The sequence below is a fragment of the Pseudomonas sp. PS01303 genome, from assembly GCF_029959385.1.
GTDB lineage: Bacteria > Pseudomonadota > Gammaproteobacteria > Pseudomonadales > Pseudomonadaceae > Aquipseudomonas > Aquipseudomonas rustica.
Genome location: NZ_JASCPK010000335.1, coordinates 1 through 310 on the forward strand (window position 1 = coordinate 1; position 310 = coordinate 310).

The following is a 310-nucleotide window of genomic DNA, read 5'->3' on the forward strand; positions in this document are numbered from 1 at the left end:
GTGCCGGAGCCCATCAGCTGGACGTGGTGCGCCGAATCGCGGGTGTCTTCTTCGAGCAGGTACATGCCTTGCTTGATGCCTTCTTCGGCACCGGCCGGCATGGCTGGCTGCTGGTACGCCTCGTTCATCACGGTGATGTAATAGAAGATGTCCTGTTGCTCTTCGGTCATCTTCTTCATGCCGTCCTGAATGCTCACCGCCAGCTCGTAGCCGTAGGTTGGATCGTAGGTGCGGCAGTTCGGGATGGTCGCGGCCAGCAGGTGGCGGTGACCGTCTTCGTGTTGCAGACCTTCACCGTTCAGGGTGGTCC

The 310-nt window shown here is 60.3% G+C and carries 1 pseudogene; it reads right to left on the bottom strand.

Going from position 1 to position 310, the window contains the following annotated elements:
* Positions 1-310, bottom strand: a pseudogene (gene aceE, locus QMX93_RS30865) (pyruvate dehydrogenase (acetyl-transferring), homodimeric type); the annotation flags it as partial.